The sequence below is a fragment of the Marivivens sp. ABH4_498 genome, from assembly GCF_056160585.1.
In genome coordinates this window covers 335,774-354,143 of sequence record NZ_JBSWXL010000002.1, presented here as the reverse complement: position 1 = coordinate 354,143, position 18,370 = coordinate 335,774, and the positions used below count along the sequence as shown (strand labels likewise).

Annotated in this window: 19 protein-coding genes and 2 tRNA genes; 15 read left to right on the top strand and 6 right to left on the bottom strand. The window is 53.9% G+C overall.

All coding sequences use genetic code 11. From position 1 onward, the window contains the following. Positions 1–4: 4 nt before the first annotated feature. The 3 genes from ACXAGA_RS05785 (at position 5) to ACXAGA_RS05775 (ending at position 3,880) form a co-directional block, all read left to right on the top strand. Positions 5–1,300, top strand: coding sequence for a multicopper oxidase family protein (locus ACXAGA_RS05785; RefSeq protein WP_475116819.1), 1,296 nt, complete (start codon positions 5–7; stop codon positions 1,298–1,300). Positions 1,301–1,329: 29 nt separating this feature from the next. Further along, entirely contained in the window at positions 1,330–1,731 is a 402-nt protein-coding gene (locus ACXAGA_RS05780; RefSeq protein WP_475116567.1) for a c-type cytochrome, read from the top strand. Between the two features lie 961 nt (positions 1,732–2,692). Then, positions 2,693–3,880 (top strand): relaxase/mobilization nuclease domain-containing protein, encoded by a 1,188-nt coding sequence (locus ACXAGA_RS05775; protein ID WP_475116566.1) that lies wholly within the window; start codon positions 2,693–2,695, stop codon positions 3,878–3,880. On the opposite strand, the gene ACXAGA_RS05770 is transcribed toward ACXAGA_RS05775, so the two are convergent. Then, positions 3,875–4,126 carry a helix-turn-helix domain-containing protein gene (locus ACXAGA_RS05770; protein ID WP_475116565.1) on the bottom strand — a complete coding sequence of 84 codons (252 nt, stop codon included), beginning with the start codon at positions 4,124–4,126 and terminating at the stop codon, positions 3,875–3,877. The genes ACXAGA_RS05775 and ACXAGA_RS05770 overlap by 6 nt on opposite strands. A 70-nt stretch (positions 4,127–4,196) precedes the next feature. On the opposite strand from ACXAGA_RS05770, the gene ACXAGA_RS05765 reads away from it, so the two are divergent. Beyond that, positions 4,197–4,691 carry a hypothetical protein gene (locus tag ACXAGA_RS05765; protein WP_475116564.1) on the top strand — a complete coding sequence of 165 codons (495 nt, stop codon included), beginning with the start codon at positions 4,197–4,199 and terminating at the stop codon, positions 4,689–4,691. Positions 4,692–5,072: 381 nt separating this feature from the next. On the opposite strand, the gene ACXAGA_RS05760 is transcribed toward ACXAGA_RS05765, so the two are convergent. The 3 genes from ACXAGA_RS05760 to ACXAGA_RS05750 all read right to left on the bottom strand — a co-directional run bounded on the left by ACXAGA_RS05760 (position 5,073) and on the right by ACXAGA_RS05750 (position 6,796). Continuing rightward, entirely contained in the window at positions 5,073–5,249 is a 177-nt protein-coding gene (locus ACXAGA_RS05760) for a helix-turn-helix transcriptional regulator (RefSeq protein ID WP_475116563.1), read from the bottom strand. A 67-nt stretch (positions 5,250–5,316) separates the two neighbouring features. Continuing rightward, on the bottom strand, positions 5,317–6,537 hold the full coding sequence (locus tag ACXAGA_RS05755) for a tyrosine-type recombinase/integrase (RefSeq protein ID WP_475116562.1): 1,221 nt from the start codon (positions 6,535–6,537) through the stop codon (positions 5,317–5,319). Positions 6,538–6,719: 182 nt separating this feature from the next. Next, positions 6,720–6,796, bottom strand: a tRNA-Arg gene (locus tag ACXAGA_RS05750). A 104-nt stretch (positions 6,797–6,900) separates the two neighbouring features. Between ACXAGA_RS05750 and ACXAGA_RS05745 the strand changes: the two genes are divergently transcribed. From ACXAGA_RS05745 to ACXAGA_RS05725, 5 genes are all read left to right on the top strand, one after another. Then, positions 6,901–7,932, top strand: coding sequence for a LacI family DNA-binding transcriptional regulator (locus ACXAGA_RS05745; RefSeq protein ID WP_475116561.1), 1,032 nt, complete (start codon positions 6,901–6,903; stop codon positions 7,930–7,932). 88 nt (positions 7,933–8,020) lie between these two features. Further along, positions 8,021–9,448 carry a circularly permuted type 2 ATP-grasp protein gene (locus ACXAGA_RS05740; protein ID WP_475116560.1) on the top strand — a complete coding sequence of 476 codons (1,428 nt, stop codon included), beginning with the start codon at positions 8,021–8,023 and terminating at the stop codon, positions 9,446–9,448. A 3-nt stretch (positions 9,449–9,451) separates the two neighbouring features. Continuing rightward, the gene (locus ACXAGA_RS05735; protein WP_475116559.1) at positions 9,452–10,396 is read left to right on the top strand and encodes an alpha-E domain-containing protein; all 945 of its coding nucleotides are present in this window, start codon (positions 9,452–9,454) and stop codon (positions 10,394–10,396) included. Next, positions 10,393–11,199 carry a transglutaminase family protein gene (locus ACXAGA_RS05730; RefSeq protein WP_475116558.1) on the top strand — a complete coding sequence of 269 codons (807 nt, stop codon included), beginning with the start codon at positions 10,393–10,395 and terminating at the stop codon, positions 11,197–11,199. The genes ACXAGA_RS05735 and ACXAGA_RS05730 overlap by 4 nt, the downstream gene beginning before the upstream one ends. Positions 11,200–11,210: 11 nt before the next feature. Further along, a complete protein-coding gene (locus ACXAGA_RS05725) occupies positions 11,211–11,942 on the top strand; it encodes a proteasome-type protease (RefSeq protein WP_475116557.1) in 732 nt (243 codons plus the stop codon). A gap of 52 nt (positions 11,943–11,994) precedes the next feature. Here the strand turns inward: ACXAGA_RS05725 and ACXAGA_RS05720 are convergent. After that, a tRNA-Lys gene (locus ACXAGA_RS05720) sits at positions 11,995–12,070 on the bottom strand. 99 nt (positions 12,071–12,169) lie between these two features. On the opposite strand from ACXAGA_RS05720, the gene dapF reads away from it, so the two are divergent. Genes dapF through ACXAGA_RS05700 form a run of 4 tightly spaced genes read left to right on the top strand, consistent with a single transcriptional unit; the run spans position 12,170 to position 15,508 of the window. Then, positions 12,170–12,982, top strand: a complete 813-nt coding sequence (gene dapF, locus ACXAGA_RS05715; protein ID WP_475116556.1) for a diaminopimelate epimerase — start codon at positions 12,170–12,172, stop codon at positions 12,980–12,982. After that, positions 12,979–14,232 carry a tRNA (N(6)-L-threonylcarbamoyladenosine(37)-C(2))-methylthiotransferase MtaB gene (gene mtaB, locus ACXAGA_RS05710; RefSeq protein WP_475116555.1) on the top strand — a complete coding sequence of 418 codons (1,254 nt, stop codon included), beginning with the start codon at positions 12,979–12,981 and terminating at the stop codon, positions 14,230–14,232. Before dapF ends, mtaB begins: the two co-directional genes overlap by 4 nt. Then, positions 14,229–14,855 carry a glutathione S-transferase gene (locus ACXAGA_RS05705; protein ID WP_475116554.1) on the top strand — a complete coding sequence of 209 codons (627 nt, stop codon included), beginning with the start codon at positions 14,229–14,231 and terminating at the stop codon, positions 14,853–14,855. Before mtaB ends, ACXAGA_RS05705 begins: the two co-directional genes overlap by 4 nt. 47 nt (positions 14,856–14,902) lie before the next feature. Next, the gene (locus ACXAGA_RS05700) at positions 14,903–15,508 is read left to right on the top strand and encodes a glutathione S-transferase (RefSeq protein WP_475116553.1); all 606 of its coding nucleotides are present in this window, start codon (positions 14,903–14,905) and stop codon (positions 15,506–15,508) included. On the opposite strand, the gene ACXAGA_RS05695 is transcribed toward ACXAGA_RS05700, so the two are convergent. Continuing rightward, positions 15,502–16,176: an outer membrane protein gene (locus ACXAGA_RS05695; RefSeq protein ID WP_475116552.1), complete on the bottom strand. Its 675-nt coding sequence runs from the start codon at positions 16,174–16,176 to the stop codon at positions 15,502–15,504. The genes ACXAGA_RS05700 and ACXAGA_RS05695 overlap by 7 nt on opposite strands. Positions 16,177–16,479: 303 nt before the next feature. On the opposite strand from ACXAGA_RS05695, the gene petA reads away from it, so the two are divergent. Next, positions 16,480–17,040, top strand: coding sequence for a ubiquinol-cytochrome c reductase iron-sulfur subunit (gene petA, locus ACXAGA_RS05690; protein WP_086451266.1), 561 nt, complete (start codon positions 16,480–16,482; stop codon positions 17,038–17,040). A gap of 12 nt (positions 17,041–17,052) precedes the next feature. Beyond that, complete coding sequence (gene petB, locus ACXAGA_RS05685; RefSeq protein WP_475116551.1) at positions 17,053–18,366, top strand: cytochrome b; 1,314 nt, start codon at positions 17,053–17,055, stop codon at positions 18,364–18,366. The last annotated feature ends 4 nt before the right edge of the window (positions 18,367–18,370 follow it).

Below are 18,370 nucleotides of genomic sequence, written 5' to 3'. Positions count from 1 at the left end.
TCCCATGAAACGACGTGAGTTCCTTTTGGCGACAACGGCCGCAGCTGTCCTACCTCTTCGCTCTTTTGCAGCTGGACCGTTCGAATTGCGAGCGCAAAAGGTGGCAGCAAATATCCTACCCGCCGACACCTATCCAACAAGCTTACTGCAAGGCTTTAACGGCCTTGTGCCTGGCCCTGAAATCAGGGTCCGATTGGGGGATACGGTGAATGTTCGACTGGTCAACGATCTAGAAGAGGGCACCGCCATTCATTGGCATGGCGTGCGTCTCGAAAACGCTATGGATGGGGTGCCAATTCTGACCCAAGAGATCGTCGATCCCGCCGCATCGTTTGATTACCAGTTTACCCCCAAGGATGCGGGCACGTTTTGGTATCACTCGCATTACCTTTCTCATGAGCAGGTTGCGCGTGGTCAAATGGGGCCGCTGGTTATCGACGAAATGGACGGGCCCGACGTAGACCATGATATCGTCGCGATGCTCAGCGATTGGCGCTTTGACCCAGATGGTGTGCTCATGGACGATTACGGAAACATGCATGATGTTGCCCACGCTGGGCGGCTCGGTAATTTCGCCAAAGCCTTCTTGCCTGACGTTGCCCTTCGTATCGGGGAGCGCGTGCGATTGAGGCTCATCAACGCCTCCGTCGATCGGATTTTCCCGCTCGGCTTCGCAGGTCTGGAGGGGATGATCGTAGCGTTAGACGGGATGCCGCTCGCGGCACCGCGGTCCTATGATGGCCTTATCTTGGCTCCTGCGCAGCGTGCGGACATCATCGCTGATGTGACAGGACGCGTTCAAATTTTCATGCCCTCGCAGCCTGATAACTATGTCTTGGGCGAATTGATTGCCGAAGGCGAAATTGCACGACGGACGGTTGAGGTGCCGACCTTACCTCCGCACGCCGTCCCATCTCCTAATGAAGTGAACCGAGAATTGGTTCTGACTATGCAGGGGGGCGCAATGAGCCGCGGTCACGCGGGTGACAATATCTGGGCGTTCAATGACGTTTCAGACCTCCAGACCGCGCCGTTTGCCAGCTTTGAACGCGGCGAAACTGCGAAGATCACCTTGGTCAACGAAACCAGCTTTGCGCATGGCATTCACTTGCATGGTCACCATTTCTACGAAGTAAACCCCGATGGCAGTCTGGGCGATCTTCGTGACACGACATTGCTCCAAGCTGGTGAACAGCGCGACATTCTGTGTGTGTTCGACAATCCAGGTCGTTGGATGCTGCACTGTCATATGCTGAGCCACTCGGTGGGTGGTATGAAAACATGGGTGTATGTCGCATGAGGGGATTGGTATTGATCTATGGGCTTCTGATGGCTGGACCTGTTTGGGCTGATCACGAGTTCAACGAAGCTAATATCGCAGCAGGACATACGCTTTACATTCAGCATTGCGCGACTTGCCACGGGGCATCTCTGGAAGGTCAGCCGGATTGGAGGCAAGCGGGTGTGGACGGCGTTTTTCCCGCACCTCCTCATGATGTTTCGGGGCATACGTGGCATCACGATACTAATCTTTTGTTAGAATACACAAAACTGGGTGGCGCTGCGGCTTTAGCACTTCGTGGCATTGAGGGGTTTAAGAGCGGGATGCCCGCCTTTGATGGAACCCTCAGCAATCCAGAGATATTAGATATCATTGCCTACATTCGATCGACATGGCCAGAGCATGCGCAGCAAACACAAGCGCAAAGGACGCATGCTTTGGGGAGGTGAACCTAATGGGGCCTAGGGGAGGTTAATTGCAGACCTTTGTTCGGAGTGCAGCGAACGACCGCAATACGCCCTCTGTAAAGGTCAAGCCAGTTCCGCTCGCGGATCCTTGGGTAATGTCCGCTTCCATATCCTGGCAAGGGTATGTTCGCACGTGCCGCGAATGTCAGCTCACCGCCCTTACTGCACGGGGCTATCGACCTCCATAGCAGCCGTTTAGATTTGAATTGCTAGCTACGTTGCTGCTGTAGCGAAGCGGTAGATCGTCCTATGACCCCCATACTCACCACGGTCCGCCCGAGCGCTCTGACCACCGCAGACACATCAAATTGGGCAAATTTGGATGTCTCAATACACCCTGGCCCAAAGTTATTGCTGTCTGCGTAAATAAGATTGTTCGAGTTAAAGTTGGCGGTTCCTTAGTCGGCGCTTTTATGGTGGCCTGTTGAAGATACATCTCTTCGCGCTTGGCCTGAAACCTTGATTTAAATTCGCTCCCTGCAAGCAATGTTTTTGTTCAACAAAAACAGGTCCATAATTTTTGTTAAGGCTTAACGTTTTCTTAACCTCTGCAACCAACTTGCTCCCGAAAGGGAGCAATAAAAGGTATGAGAAAATCAAAAGGCGGCAGGCCAAAACAGTTACATAATAAAACGCGCACGGTTGCAGTTCGGCTTACTGAACGTGAATATAAGGCGCTTGCGCAAAGCGCTGCTGGCAGGCCAGTTTCGACGACATTGAGGACGCTCGCCTTTACTGCTCAAGAACGTCAACGCCCGAATAATAACGCGTCCAATCTGGAGCGATGGAAGGAATTGGGGAGCCTTTGCGAAAGTCTTTCGGTATTCATTCGTAAAATCGCAAACCAGAACGACCCTCGCTGGGTCCCTACCCTAGACACTTTAAGTCGCGTTTTGACCGCTCTCGAGGAGGCACGGATAGACCTCCTCAGACAGGCGGCACCATGATCGGTACGCTTCACAAAACGACTTCGCCTGAAAGGCTGGTAAGCTATCTCAGTGCGGACACCGACAAGGCTGGCACCCCTCGTCCAAGAGCTGATCTCGTCATAAGCAACGTTGGAACAGCGCCCCGTCAGATTGCCCGACACCTGCGCGCCCTTACCCAGTTGCGGCCAGACATTCGAAAGCCGCTATCGCATGTGGTCCTTGCCGCAGCACCTGACGATCGCGCGATCCCCGATCAGATCTGGAGAAAGATCGTTCGAGCGTGGTGCAAAAAGATGGGATACGAAAGCTTTGCTGCATTCTGCCATGGGATTCATGTCCATATCATTGCCAGCCGTGTTTTAATCAGTCGCCGCTTAGTGTCTGATAAATTTGATTATCGCCGCAGCGAGGCCGTCATTAGGTCTCTCGAAAAGCGGTTTAAACTCAAGCGAACCGCGTCCTCACACCTCTTGGATCCGAGCGAAAAAGCGTCGCATATCACAGCGCCCAGTCATGCCGAACTCGCGCTGGCCGAGCGCGGGCAGCTGTCCGCAAAGCGCTACATCCAAACCGCACTGACTGAACTGACCTCACTCCCGACGGCAATTTCAGATGTTGTCGAAGCTTTGGCTGAACTGGGGATCGCAACTCGAACCCGTTTTGGGAAGGCCGGCAAGATTCTCGGTTTTTCCTTCAGGTATGCGGGGTACGTCTTTCGCGGATCCTCCCTCGGTCACGCATTCACCAAGCAATCTTTCATTCAAAGAGGAATTACATATGACAAAGATAAAGAACTTGAAAAACTTAAGCAGGCAACCGCTCTCAGCCAAGAAAAGGCCGTTGTCTCAGCAAATGGCGAGGCTCAGCAAGTTGATCCAAGCCGACATTCAGCTTCGGCAGTCTCTGTTAAAGCAAGCCGAAAATCAACAGGCTGTCATAGCCCGCAAGAACAAATTCATCAGGGCCGCAAAGGAGAAAATCCAGACAAACAAAGACGAAATCGGCGAGTTGAAACACGAAGCGGAAAAACTGAAACGCGACCGCAAGCGCCTCATGACCGCATGCGGAATCTTAGCCCTAATGACGATCCTCAGTCTTTTCTACGTTTCTATCGCGCCAAACAGCGTCTTATGATCGACAGCATCAATTGGACTGGGTTCTGGCAACCAGAGCCCCCAGATGACACCAATGATAATTCATAGATGAGCCGGCAAACTTTTTTGAATGTGCTTCACAAAAGTATCCGCATCAACATCGAGTGCCTTAAGGATCACCAGGGCTTCGACCATATCAAGACGGCGCTCGCAGAGTTCGTATTTTGCGACGAATGAAGGAGGTTTACTCAAGATCGTCGCAAGTTTCGCTTGCGATAATTGAGCTTCGTGTCGTGCTTTAACGAGGTCTTCAACAAACTGCCTATACGCGTCCAAGTGCAAAGCGCCAGCCATGTCAGTCCTCATTTTTTGACTAGACTTGGGCTTACAGCTATTCAATTACACTCCCAAAACAGGAGTAATTATGGACTACAAAAATCATCAATCGCTAACGTCTTTTGAGGACATCGAACCCCTGATCGCTTCAGTACGGACGCAAATCCAGAAACCCGCCAGTGGTCAATGTCGGCTAGAGGAAGGATCGCCTTTTACGGTCACCCTCACTCAAGATCAAAAACGTATGTATTCAGACTTAGGTTACATTGTTGAGGATAACGGTACCGAACAGATCCTAAGTCAAAAGGGCATCGCAGAGGCTTTCCAACTCACCATCGATTTTGCCAAGCAAGAAGAGCAACGCACCATGCTTCAGGGCCACGTCCTAGACTTGCGCCGCATCGTTTCAGAGCACTTACCCGCAGAAATACTGGACGACTGTGCGAGAACTGTTAGCGAGATCCTAGGCGATAAGAGTATCGTTAGCCTGCAACAGAGGAAATCAAAGTTAGAGCGCGTAATCGCTGCAAAATTTGCTCGTCTTGAGCATTTGGACTCAAAGATGGCCGAGGCGCGTTCTTAGCCTGATCACTCAAAGCCGCGTATTTGCGGTCCTTAGATCATGTCGCAGGTGTGGGCCCCATAAGGCGCTGTCTTGGCCCCTTGCCCTCACCTCTACTGACTATTCTAGGCAATGTTGACAAAAGAACATCACGCGGCGGCCTCAATATGACTCTTACAGGTATCTGCTATGAAGATCAGCTTGCCCCGAGACTTGCTCAGCGACGAGGAATAATCTCGAAACGATAGGTCCTTATCCCCGCGCTTAACCGCCAAATCGCCTTTGGAGTAACTGTCACAGAACACGCAGGATAAGTCCGTCTGGGAATGTGGAAGTCTGCAAGTCACCGAATTTATGTAAAAAAGCTCGGCTCATATAGAAATGAAAATTAGAAACCTAGTATCACATTTGAGTTTCTGTTAGAAAATTCTCTATTTCTGCAACCTTATATCTCTTAGAACTTCTAATTCGAACAGGTCGCGGAAACCTTTTATCTTTAGACATCCGCCAAAGGGTGGTTCTTGAAATTTTTAGTTGGTCAAGTAGTTCAGTAATAGTTACCAATTCTGATTTAGTCATAATAAATACTTTCAATACAGAAATGATAAAATAATATTTTCTAAAAATCAATTATTTTATTGACTCTCTATTCAGATAGAAAATCGTTCCAACTCTGATAAAACGGAAGCTGTTCTCTAATTTCATTTATATGCTTCCGAAGATATGCACGATCAGATAGAGAATACGGTTCGTGTTGAAGCATCTTTACGATACGCGCATCAGGTGCTTTTGCTTCATAAACCAGGTATAGTGACATACTTGTCCGCATGCCATGGTTGGTAAATTTTATGTCTCCAGCATAGCTACGGGACAACGTTTTTGCTAAAGCAGCGCTATCTAAAACGGTAAAAACGCGAGATGGAAACACGAGGTTTAGTTTATTAAGTTTATTGTTTTCATGATGACGCATTTCATCAATCAGTGACTTCATTTGGCGCGTTAACGGAAGACGAGTTACGTTTGTTTGACCCAATCTGCCTTTTGCGTGTTCAACGGGGATCTCAATGTAATCGATATCTTCGTGACGCTTAATCATGTCGAAACGCAAGTTACGCACTGAGCCAACACGAAGCCCTGTCAACATTGTAAACATGATCGCGTAGTAGGTGCTAGTTTGCCGCTTTTTATTTGCATCGACGTCAGATCGAACTTGTTTGTAGAACGCAGGAACCAATGAATATTCTAATGACGGGTGATGAACCGCAGGTTTCTTGTTCGTTCCTAAGGTCTTTTTAATCCGAATAAAAACGAGTGGATCGACATTTAAGCCAGCTGCATCTTGAATTTCAAAGACGTATCTTAACTTATTAAATAGCTTTTTTGCTGTCTCTTGCTTGTCGTACCAGACGGCCGCCAACACTTCGTGTAAATCTTCACGAGTAATTTTTTCGATCGGTGTATCCATTATCGAAGCTGCATGCTTATCGATTTCGCTAGTCCACCGCTTCACCCTGTAGTCATTCTTGAGCTCAAGTGATTTCGCTTTCACAGCATCGTAGACAGCGTCACGCAAGGTTTTAATCGTTCGCTGCTCAGCCGCTTTCTCTGCTTTTTGCTCTTCTCGCGGGTCTTTTCCGGCAGCAAGCATCGCGTTGTAGTTTGCCGCTTGCTGCCGTGCGGACGCTAGGTCGATATACTTAGCATTTCCAATGCTAATCATCGTGTCTTTACCGCCTCGCATGTATCTAAAGAAATACGTGCGTGTTGTAGACTTCTTTCCCTCAACGACTTTTATGTAGAGTCCCGCGCCATCAAGGTGTTTCCCCGGAGGCAATGAATTTATCTGCGTAGCACGGAACTTTGACATGTTAACTCCCCAATCTTCAACCGAGGATAGCTAATCAGAATCTCTGCATCAAGAAATTTAGTCCCAAACTTGGTCCCAATTTTAGTGAAAATCAGGGCACAAACCCGAAACACATTGAAACATCCCAATCTTTCAAGTCGCAACCTAATATACTGAATATATGCAATTTTATAGAATTTTCTTGGTGACCCCGACAGGATTCGAACCTGTAACCTGCCCCTTAGGAGGGGGCTGCTCTATCCAGTTGAGCCACGGGGCCACAGTGCATGTTCATGCCTTTGATTTTATGGGTGGTCAATTGTAACGGATTGGACACGGGCTCGATATGTGGATAAATGATACTATTGATACAGTTATAGGACGATGCCCGTGAGAACGCCGAACAAACGCCCCCTGACTTTGCGTGATGTATCCGAAGCGTCCGGCGTCAGTGAAATGACGGTCAGCCGCGTTTTGCGCAACAAAGGCGATGTCAGCGAAGCCACCCGCAAACGCGTACAGGATGCAGCGAAACAGCTGGGCTATGTTCCGAATAAAATCGCGGGCGCTTTGGCGTCGCAGCGGGTTAATCTGGTGGCTGTGATCATCCCCAGCTTGGGCAACATGGTTTTCCCCGAAGTTCTGTCCGGCGTGTCCGAGGTATTGGCCAACACAGACCTACAGCCTGTTGTGGGCGTGACCGATTATCTGCCCGAAAAAGAAGAAAAAGTTCTGTTTGAAATGCTGTCTTGGCGCCCGTCTGGTGTCATCATCGCAGGTCTGGAACATTCGGACGCGTCGCGTGCCATGCTGCGTCAGGCGGGTTGCCCCGTCGTTGAAATCATGGACGTTGATGGCGAACCTGTGGACGCCTGCGTGGGTATTTCGCACCGCCGTGCGGGCCGCAAAATGGCGGAATCCATCCTGCAAAACGGATATCGTCGCATCGGGTTCTTGGGCACAAAAATGCCGCTGGACCACCGCGCCCGCAAACGGTTCGAAGGGTTCACCCAAACACTTGCGAAATCGGGCATCGAAATCGCGGATCAGGAATTTTATTCAGGCGGATCGGCATTGGCCAAAGGCCGCGAATTGACCCAAAAAATGCTGGAACGTACCCCTGATCTGGATTTCCTGTATTACTCGAACGACATGATCGGCGCGGGCGGCCTGCTGTATCTGTTGGAAAAGGGGTACGATGTGCCTGGTCAGATCGGTATCGCTGGTTTCAACGGTGTGGAATTGCTGGACGGTCTGCCGCGCAAATTGGCGTCCATGGACGCGTGCCGCCGCGAAATCGGTCAGCGCGCTGCACAAATTTTGGCCGACCGCGTTGCGAATCCGGACACCGACGAAGGTCTGGTTGTGGAACTGACCCCTAAACTCCAACCGGGCGAGACGTTGAACCGCCAGTAAACGCCCAATTTTCGGGCACCCGTGCAGTTTTTACGCGATTATAGATGGTTGTGATTGTAGCTTCGCACGACGTTGCTACAGTCACATTATGAAAGACGCATTTTATTTTGACGAAATGAATGGACATCAGGGCGATACGCTGCGCGAGCCCTACCAGAATTTCGACCAGTGGTTTCAATCTGAAAACCCCGCCCGCCTACGGAAAAAACAACGCGAAGCCGAAGAGTTATTCCGTCTGACAGGCATTACATTCAACGTTTACGGCCGCGCCGAAGCGGCCGAACGGCTCATTCCTTTTGACATTGTGCCCCGCATTATTTCAGGCCGCGAATGGACGCGATTGGCCAAAGGGATCGAACAACGGGTCCGCGCGATCAACGCGTTTCTATACGACATTTATCACCGCCAAGAGATCGTAAAGGCAGGCCGCCTGCCCGCCGAAATGATCGCCAAAAACGCGGCGTTCCTGCCGCAGATGGTTGGGGTGGCGCCTCCGGGTGGGGTGTATACGCATATCGTGGGCATCGATTTGGTCCGCACAGGGCCAGATGAATTCTACGTGCTAGAGGATAACGCACGCACCCCTTCGGGCGTCAGTTACATGCTGGAAAACCGCGAAACCATGTTGCGGATGTTCCCCGAACTGTTCACCCAGAACCGCGTTCAGTCTGTGTCCAACTATCCCAAAATGCTGCGCCGTTCGCTGGCGGCTTGCGCGCCCAATATGGTGGGCGACAAACCGACAGTCGCGGTTTTGACCCCCGGTATTTACAATTCGGCCTATTATGAACACAGTTTCCTTGCCGACAAAATGGGCGTCGAACTGGTCGAAGGGCACGATCTGCGCGTGGTGGATGGCCGCGTCGCGATGCGCACGACCCAAGGGTACAAACCCATCGACGTTCTGTACCGCCGTGTTGACGATGATTTCCTTGATCCGCTGAATTTCAATCCAGATAGCCAGCTAGGTGTTCCGGGCATTATGGACGTCTACAAGGCAGGCGGGATCACCATCGCAAACGCCCCCGGCACAGGCATCGCCGATGACAAAGCGATCTACAGCTATATGCCTGATATCGTTGAATTCTACACTGGCGAAAAGGCGATCCTGAAAAACGTGCCGACGTGGCGCTGTAGCGATCCAGAAAGCCTGAAGTATGTGTTGGATAACCTGCATGATCTGGTCGTCAAAGAGGTCCACGGATCCGGCGGCTACGGCATGTTGATCGGGCCCACCGCGACGAAAAAAGACATCGCCGCATTCCGCAAAAAACTGATGGCCAAGCCGTCGAACTACATCGCGCAGCCGACGCTATCGCTGTCGACCGTACCAATCTTTACGAAATCGGGCCTTGCGCCGCGTCACGTGGATTTGCGTCCCTTTGTGTTGGTCAGCCCCGACAAAATCGACATCACCCCCGGAGGCCTGACCCGCGTCGCCCTGAAAAAAGGCAGCCTCGTCGTGAATTCGTCGCAAGGCGGCGGCACCAAAGACACTTGGGTTCTAGAGGAGTAAGCCATGCTGGGAAAAACTGCCGGCGGACTCTTTTGGATGTTCCGCTATCTTGAACGATCCGAAAACACCGCCCGCCTAATCGAGGCTGGCCTGCGGATCGCTCTGACCCGTTCGAGCGCAACCGAAGAAGAATGGGCTAGCGTCCTGCAAACGGTTGCGGTCTATGACAGCTATGTGGCCACCTATGGCCCTGACGTGACACGCGACAACGCGATCGATTGGATGCTGCGCGACCCGCAGAACCCGTCCAGCGTCATGACCGTCATCGAAGCGGCGCGTAACAACGCCAAAACCGTGCGCACCGCCCTAACCCGAGAGGTGTGGGAGGCCGTGAACGAATGCTGGATGTCGCTGAAACAGGCGCTTACCCGCAAGGTTGCCGATCAGGATCTGCCGTTCATTTTGCAATTGATCCGCCAACGCAGCGCCTATGTGCGCGGCGCGTTGCACGGGACGATGCTGCGCAATGACATCTACAACTTTGCCCGCATCGGGACGTTCTGCGAACGCGCTGACAATACGGCGCGGATTTTGGACGTGAAATACTACGTCCTTTTGCCATCGGCGATGTCGGTCGGAACCAATCTGGACAACGTTCAGTGGCAGTCGATCCTGCAATCGGTGTCCGCCGAAGGTGGGTTTCAAATGGCCTATAGTCAGGACCCGCGCCCACGTGAAATCGCGCAATTCCTGATTCTGGATCGGCGCATGCCGCGCAGTTTGGCGTTCTGCACCGAAAAAATTCGGTCGAACCTTGGGTATCTGATGTCGGACTACGGCACCCGCCTGCCCTGCCACGATATAGCGGACGCGATGGCCCTGCGGTCGATGCAGCGTGATATCGACGGCATTTTGGATAGCGGCTTGCATGAATTCATTCAGGATTTCCTGCGCGACAATGCAGACCTAAGCATGCAGGTACAGACAGACTATCGGTTTAGCCAATGAATACCTCGCAGCTCTATATCCATCACCAAACCACCTATTCCTATGATGCACCTGTCCCCTATGGGCTGATGCAACTGCGCCTGCGGCCCAAAGATAATTTGGGCCAGCGGGTGCTGCGGTGGGATGTGAAAATCGACGGCGGCAAAACCGAAGTCGAATACACCGATCACCATCATAACCACGTGGCATTGATCAGCTTTGACACAGATGTCACCCAACTGACGATCACCTGCGAAGGCGAAGTCGCCCTAAGCGAAACGCACGGCGTAGTCGGCCCTCATGCGGGGTTTGCGCCCATGTGGCTGTTTGAACAAGTGACGCCGCTAACGACCGCTGGCCCCAAATGCCGCGCAATCGCAAAGTCCGCAACGGGCGACGTTGGCACGATTGACTGGGCGCATAGCCTATCGCAGTCCATTCACAACGCGATCACCTACGAAATCGGCAAATCCGAAGTCGGCTGGACCGCCGAAGATGCCGCCGCTGCCGGTCACGGCGTCTGTCAGGATCATGCGCATGTGTTCATCGCCTGCTGCCGCCATGCAGGCGTGCCTGCGCGGTATGTGTCAGGATATCTGATGATGGACGACCGCACCCATCAGGACGCCACCCACGCCTGGGCCGAGGCGCACATCGAAGGTCTGGGCTGGGTCGGTTTCGACATCTCGAACAGGATTTCGCCAGACATGCGCTATGTGCGCGTTGCGACTGGCATGGACTATGCAGATGCGGCTCCTGTATCAGGCACTCGATTTGGCACCGCGTCCGAAGAACTGTCGGTGCAATTGCAAGTACAACAATAACGGGCGATCCTATGACCTATTGTGTGGGAATGCGGCTGAACCGCGGTCTGATTTTCATGTCCGACACGCGGACAAACGCAGGCGTCGATAATATTTCGACGTTCAATAAAATGTTCACCTTTGAAATTCCGGGTGAACGGATGATCACGCTGATGACCGCTGGAAATCTGGCGACGACTCAGGCGGTGATTTCGATGCTGCAGGAACGCAGCAAGGCGCCCGACGATCGCAACCCGTCGATCCTAGAAGCGCCATCAATGTTTCAGGTCGCGCGCATCGTTGGCGACACGTTGCGCAGCGTGATCGCGCTGAATGCCGATGCGGGACAACGCGCTGATTCCTCTTTCAACGCGACCATCATCGTCGGCGGCCAGATCAAAGGCAGCGAACCGCGCCTGTTTTTGGTCTATCCCGAAGGCAACTTTATCGAAGCCAGCAACGACACGCCGTTTTTCCAAATCGGTGAAACAAAATACGGCCGCCCGATTTTGGTGCGTGCCTATGACCCCGACATGAGCTGGGAAGCCGCCGTAAAATTGCTGATGGTCAGCTTTGATTCCACGATCAAGGCGAATCTGGGGGTCGGACTGCCGCTGGATTTGATGACCTACGACGTCGATACCTGTGAATCAGGCATCAAAAAACGGATCGAAGCGGACAATGTTCACTATCGCGCGATCTCGGACGGGTGGGGCGATGCGTTGAAATCGGCCTTTGATCAGCTGCCAGATATCGAACTGTAAGGAAAACAAACAAAAAGGGCGTCCCGAAGGACGCCCTTATTTAGTCAGACAGTGGTGAGCCGTGCAGGATTCGAACCTGCGACCCACTGATTAAAAGTCAGTTGCTCTACCAACTGAGCTAACGGCCCACTGTGTCTGTGGGGCGGCTTCTAAGAATACCTGCGGGTGGGGTCAACCGCAAAATGCGATATCTGGATTAATTTTTTTCAGAGGCCTATATGGCGGGTATGGGTACACACACAGATAACGGCCTGCCGTTCATGAAAATGCACGGGTTAGGCAATGATTTCGTCGTTATCGACGAAAGAGAGACCGGATCGGTTGTCGATCATGGCTTGGCGATTGCTATGGCCGATCGCCACATGGGAATCGGTTATGACCAATTGGCGACCATCGAAACGGGCAAAGATTCGGATCTGCATCTGATTTTCTGGAATTCGGACGGGTCGAAATCTGCCGCCTGCGGAAACGCGACGCGCTGTATCGCCCGCTGGGAAATGGATCGCACGGGCAAAACCGAACTGACCATCACCACCGAACGCGGTACATTGTTCGCGCGTGATGCGGGCAATGGCCTGACGTCGGTCAATATGGGTCACCCGCAGCTGCAGTGGGATGAAATTCCGCTGGCATCCGAAATGGATACACTGGAATTGCCGATTGATGGCGCGCCCACGGCGACCGGCATGGGCAACCCGCATTGCACGTTCTTTGTCGATGATGCCGAAGCCGTCGATATCGTCGCCTTTGGCCCGACCATCGAACACCACCCGCTGTACCCAGAACGCACCAACGTTCAGGTCGCATCCGTCATTGGGCCTGATCATCTGCGTATGCGCGTCTGGGAACGCGGCGCGGGACTAACGCTGGCATCGGGGTCGTCATCCTGTGCAACGGCTGTAGCGGCTGCGCGGCGCGGTCTGACGGGGCGCAAGGTGCGCATTGATCTGGACGGCGGCACGCTGGAAATCGATTGGCGCGACGATGGCGTCTGGATGACCGGCCCGACGGCCCACGTATTTGACGGAATCTGGCGATGAAGGCCCCTGTCTTTTCCACCCTTGGCTGCCGCCTGAACGCGTACGAGACCGAGGCGATGAAAGAGCTCGCCGCGCAAGCGGGCGTCGACAACGCCGTTGTGGTCAACACCTGTGCCGTCACGTCCGAGGCCGTCCGCAAAGCGAAACAAGAGATTCGCAAACTGCGCCGCGAAAACCCTGATGCGACATTGATCGTGACGGGCTGTGCCGCTCAGGTCGAACCAGAAACCTTTGCCGCAATGCCCGAAGTATCGCGGGTCATCGGCAATACCGAAAAAATGCAGCCGGAAACTTGGGCGGGCATGGCGCCGAATCTGATCGGCACCACGGAACCCGTGCAAGTTGATGACATCATGTCGGTCACCGAAACGGCGGGACACCTGATTGACGGGTTCGGCACACGGTCGCGCGCCTATGTTCAGGTACAAAACGGCTGTGATCACCGCTGCACGTTCTGCATCATCCCCTTTGGCCGCGGCAATTCGCGGTCGGTCCCTGCGGGCGTTGTGGTAGATCAGATCAAACGGTTGGTCGACAAAGGCTATAACGAAGTCGTCCTGACAGGCGTTGACCTGACATCATGGGGCGCGGACCTGCCCGCACAGCCGAAATTGGGCGATCTGGTCATGCGCATCCTGAAACTGGTGCCCGACCTGCCCCGCCTGCGGATCAGCTCCATCGATTCGATCGAGGTGGATGAAAACCTGATGCAGGCCATCGCGACCGAACCGCGATTGATGCCGCATCTGCATTTGTCGCTGCAACACGGCGATGACCTGATTCTGAAACGCATGAAACGTCGCCACCTGCGCGACGATGCGATCCGTTTTGCAGAGGAAGCGATCAAACTGCGCCCCGACATGACATTCGGCGCGGATATCATCGCTGGTTTCCCGACTGAGACCGAGGCGCATTTCGAAAATTCGCTAAAACTGGTCGATGATTGCCACCTGACGTGGCTGCACGTGTTCCCCTACTCCGTCCGCCCCGGCACCCCCGCCGCGCGGATGCCGCAGGTCAACGGCAAAGCGATCAAAGAACGCGCCGCCCGCCTGCGCGCCAAAGGAGAAGAGGCCGTTGCCGCGCATCTATCTGCCCAAATCGGCAAAACCCATCACATCCTGATGGAAAACCCGCGCATGGGCCGCACCGCGCAATTTACCGAAGTCACATTCGACACCGATCAACCCGAATCGCAGATCGTCACCGCCGTTATTCGCGGCATCAACGGGCAGCAGTTGACGGTATGACCCCGATCCTTTGGTCATTCCGCCGCTGCCCCTATGCCATGCGGGCCCGTCTGGGCATCGCCGAATCGGGCGTGCGCGTTGAACTGCGTGAAATCGTGCTGCGCGCCAAACCCGAATCGTTTTTGGAAACCTCGCCCAGCGGGACGGTGCCTTGCCTGAACACAGGCACGCAGGTCATCGACGAAAGCTTTGACGTGATGCGGTGGGCGCTGGCGCAGAACGACCCAAACGGTTGGCTGGATATGCCCGCGGTGGGCGATGACCTGATCGCCACCTGCGACGGTCCGTTCAAAAAGGCGCTGGATCGCTACAAATACGCCATTCGGTTCGACGATGTGGACGTGGACGCCGAAAAACAAACAGCCATAGATTTTCTGACCCGCCTGAACGATCACATCGGTGACCACGCGTTCCTGTTTGGCGATGCGCCCAAATTGGCCGATTACGCGATTCTGCCGTTTGTTCGCCAATTCGCGCATGTGGATCAGGAATGGTTTTACGCGCAGCCCCTGCCGAATGTGATCCGCTGGCTGGATGCGTTCAAATCGTCGGATCGGTTCAAATCGATCATGACGAAATACGCGCCATGGGCCGACGGCGACGATCCGATCTATTTCCCTTGAACCTAAACGTGGGCGGCCCATAGTACCTCTAAACTTAGGGAGGCCCCATGAAACTGATCGCATCACCCACGTCGCCATTCGTCCGCAAAGTCCGCGTACTGCTGCACGAAACAGGCAAAACCGACGCTATCGAACAGGTAATGGTGGCCACCACGCCATTGGCATCCGATTCGCAGGCCATTGCCGCGAACCCGATCGGCAAAATCCCTGCGCTGGTCCGCGATTCTGGCCCTGCGATCTATGACAGCCGCGTCATTACTCAGTTTCTGAACGCAACTTGGGATCTGGGCATGTACCCAGCGGCGCGCGAATGGGAAATCAAAACGCTCGAATCGCAGGCCGATGCGATTCTGGATGCGGCCGTGACGGTGGTTTACGAACAAAAGCTGCGCCCAGAGGAACTGCACTATGAAACGTGGTTCGACGCGCAGCGCCAGAAAATCGACCGCGCGGTCGCGGATATCGAATCGCGCTGGATGTCCCATCTGGCAGGCCCATTGGACATGAGCCATATCGCCGTGGGCGTTGCGCTGTCTTATCTGGATTTCCGGATGCCAGATCGTGACTGGCGCGCCAATGCCCCTGCATTGGCAGACTGGCACGCCAAATTCGCAGCGCGCCAGTCGATGATCGATACGGTGCCGCCTCAGTAAGAGTAGGTTACACCGATATTCAACGCGTTGGTGATGACGTTGGTCTGGAACGACCCGCCGCTTTCCAGTTCGGCGTCATTCATCGAATAGGTGAATTGGTATTCCCCGAACATCGACCATGTGTCGTTGATTTCATAGGACGCGCCCGCAAACAGTCGCATCGCGCCGCCAGTGAACTGATACCCGAACGTGTGCGGGCCGCCTGCTGTGGCCTGTACGTCAACATGCGGCATGGCAAAGCCCAAACCACCACCCACATAAGGCGTCAGGTCGCCACTCATCCACTGTTCCGGCCAACGATAGTTGACGTTCGCGGTGATGATGTTCAGGCCGTCGGTGAATTCAAACCGGTCGTATCCCGTCGCCGCGCGGGTTTCATCGGAAGCGTAGACTTTGTCATGGCTGAATTCGACGCCATAGCCGAAATTGGCTGATTTCCAATGGGTCCAGCGGAACCCGTAATAGGGGGGCGGGGCCCATGATTTGCCTTCCCATGCGGCGGTGAAATCCAGATCGGTCGATACGCCATTAGCGGGATCGGTTCCGGTCACCACCGAATGCGGCGCCCCCTGAAACCCCATATAAAAACTGAAATCGTTTTCCGCCAAAGACGCCGTTGGCACGGCTGCGGCAGTCGCAAGCAAAGCTATCGCAGTCAGCTGTTTCATTCATTGTCCAATCATTGTGTCAGGTGATTTTCCTGTTCGCTAACCCAGCTAAACCACCACCCCGCAAAAAACCATAACATTCAATTTGCGGCAGTTCAGCACAGGGGTAGGGCAAAAAATGCCATATTAAAGGGGCAAGAGCGATTTTTCGTGCAAAATGCAGGCTCTGATCCCCCCTGCGCCCGATTGTCCGCTAGACGGGACCGTTTTTGATAGCTAAACAGCGCCCGAACGGACGGCAGATTTCTGCCGGCTGTCCCTATTCGTATGGGCCGAGGCCCGGAATTAACGGAGATGCACCCAGTGTCAAATACCGAAGAACACCAGGGCACCCGCCGCGATTTCATCTACTACGCCACCGCAGGTGCGGGCGCAGTGGTGACCGGCGCCGCTGTCTGGCCGCTCGTTAACCAGATGAACCCTTCTGCCGACGTGAAAGCGCAAGCTTCGAAACGCGTCGACGTCAGCACCGTTGCCCCTGGCACCCAGCTGACCGTTTTGTGGCAGGGTAAACCAGTATTCATTCGCGCACGTACCGAGGCAGAAATCGCCGAAGCACGCGCCGTAGAACTGTCGGCACTGCCTGACCAGTTGGCAGACAACGCCAACCTGCCTGCAGACGCAGACGCATCGGACGAAAACCGCGCCCTTACCGAAGACGGTGTATGGCTGGTTCAGATGGGCGTTTGTACCCACCTTGGCTGTGTGCCTCTGGGCGAAGCAGGCGATTTCGGTGGCTGGTACTGCCCATGCCACGGTTCGCACTACGACACCGCTGGCCGTATCCGCAAAGGTCCGGCACCGCGTAACCTCGACATCCCGGTTGCTGCGTTCATCGACGACACAACCATCCAACTCGGTTAAGGAGAGGCACGAATGTCCGGAATCCCGCACGATCATTACGAGCCAAAAACCGCTGGTGAGAAGTGGTTGAACAACCGCCTGCCAGTCATCGGCTTGCTGTATGACACCCTGATGATCCCTACTCCAAAGAACCTGAACTGGATGTGGATCTGGGGCATCGTTCTGGCCTTTACACTGGGCCTGCAAATCGTCACCGGTATTGTTCTGGTGATGCACTACACCCCGCACGTTGATCTGGCGTTCGCATCGATCGAACACATCATGCGTGACGTGAATGGCGGTCACATGATCCGCTATTTCCACATGAACGGCGCATCGCTGTTCTTTATCGCTGTATACGCGCATATTTTCCGCGGTCTGTACTACGGTTCGTATAAGGCACCACGCGAAGTCACCTGGATCATCGGTATGCTGATGTATCTGATCATGATGGGCACCGCGTTCATGGGCTACGTTCTGCCTTGGGGCCAGATGTCGTTCCACGGTACCGCTGTTATCACCGGCCTGTTCGGCGCGATCCCATTCATTGGTGAAGCAATCCAAACTTGGCTGCTGGGCGCATCGGCTGTTGGTCAGCCTGCTCTGAACCGTTTCTTCTCGTTGCACTACCTGCTGCCATTCGTTCTGGCTGGTTTGACCATGGTTCACATCTGGGCATTCCACTCGACCGGCAACAACAACCCAACCGGTGTTGAGGTACGTCGCGGTTCGAAAGAAGAAGCAGAAAAAGACACGCTGCCATTCTGGCCATACTTTGTCATCAAAGACCTGTTCGCGCTGGCTGTTATTCTGGCAGCATTCGTTGCAGTCGTTGGTTTCATGCCGAACTATCTGGGTCACCCAGACAACTACATCCCTGCGAACCCGCTGGCGACACCTGCGCACATCGTTCCTGAATGGTACTTCTTGCCGTTCTACGCGATCCTGCGTGCGTTCACCGCAGACGTCTGGGCTGTTCAGTTCGTTCAGTTCATCACCTTTGGTATCGTTGACGCGAAATTCTTTGGTGTTCTGGCAATGTTTGGCGCGATCGCAGTTATGGCGCTGGCACCATGGCTGGATACCTCCAAGGTACGTTCGGGTCGCTATCGCCCAATGTTCAAAGTCTGGTTCGCACTGCTGTGCGTAGACTTCATGGTTCTGATGTGGGTTGGCGCCCAGTCCACCGAATTCCCATTCGACTGGATTTCGCTGATCGCTTCGACCTACTGGTTTGCTTACTTCCTGGTCATCCTGCCACTGCTGGGCGTGATCGAGAAGCCACTGGCACAGCCAGCAACCATCGAAGAAGACTTCAACGCCCACTACGGCACCCCAGCCGAGTGAGAGA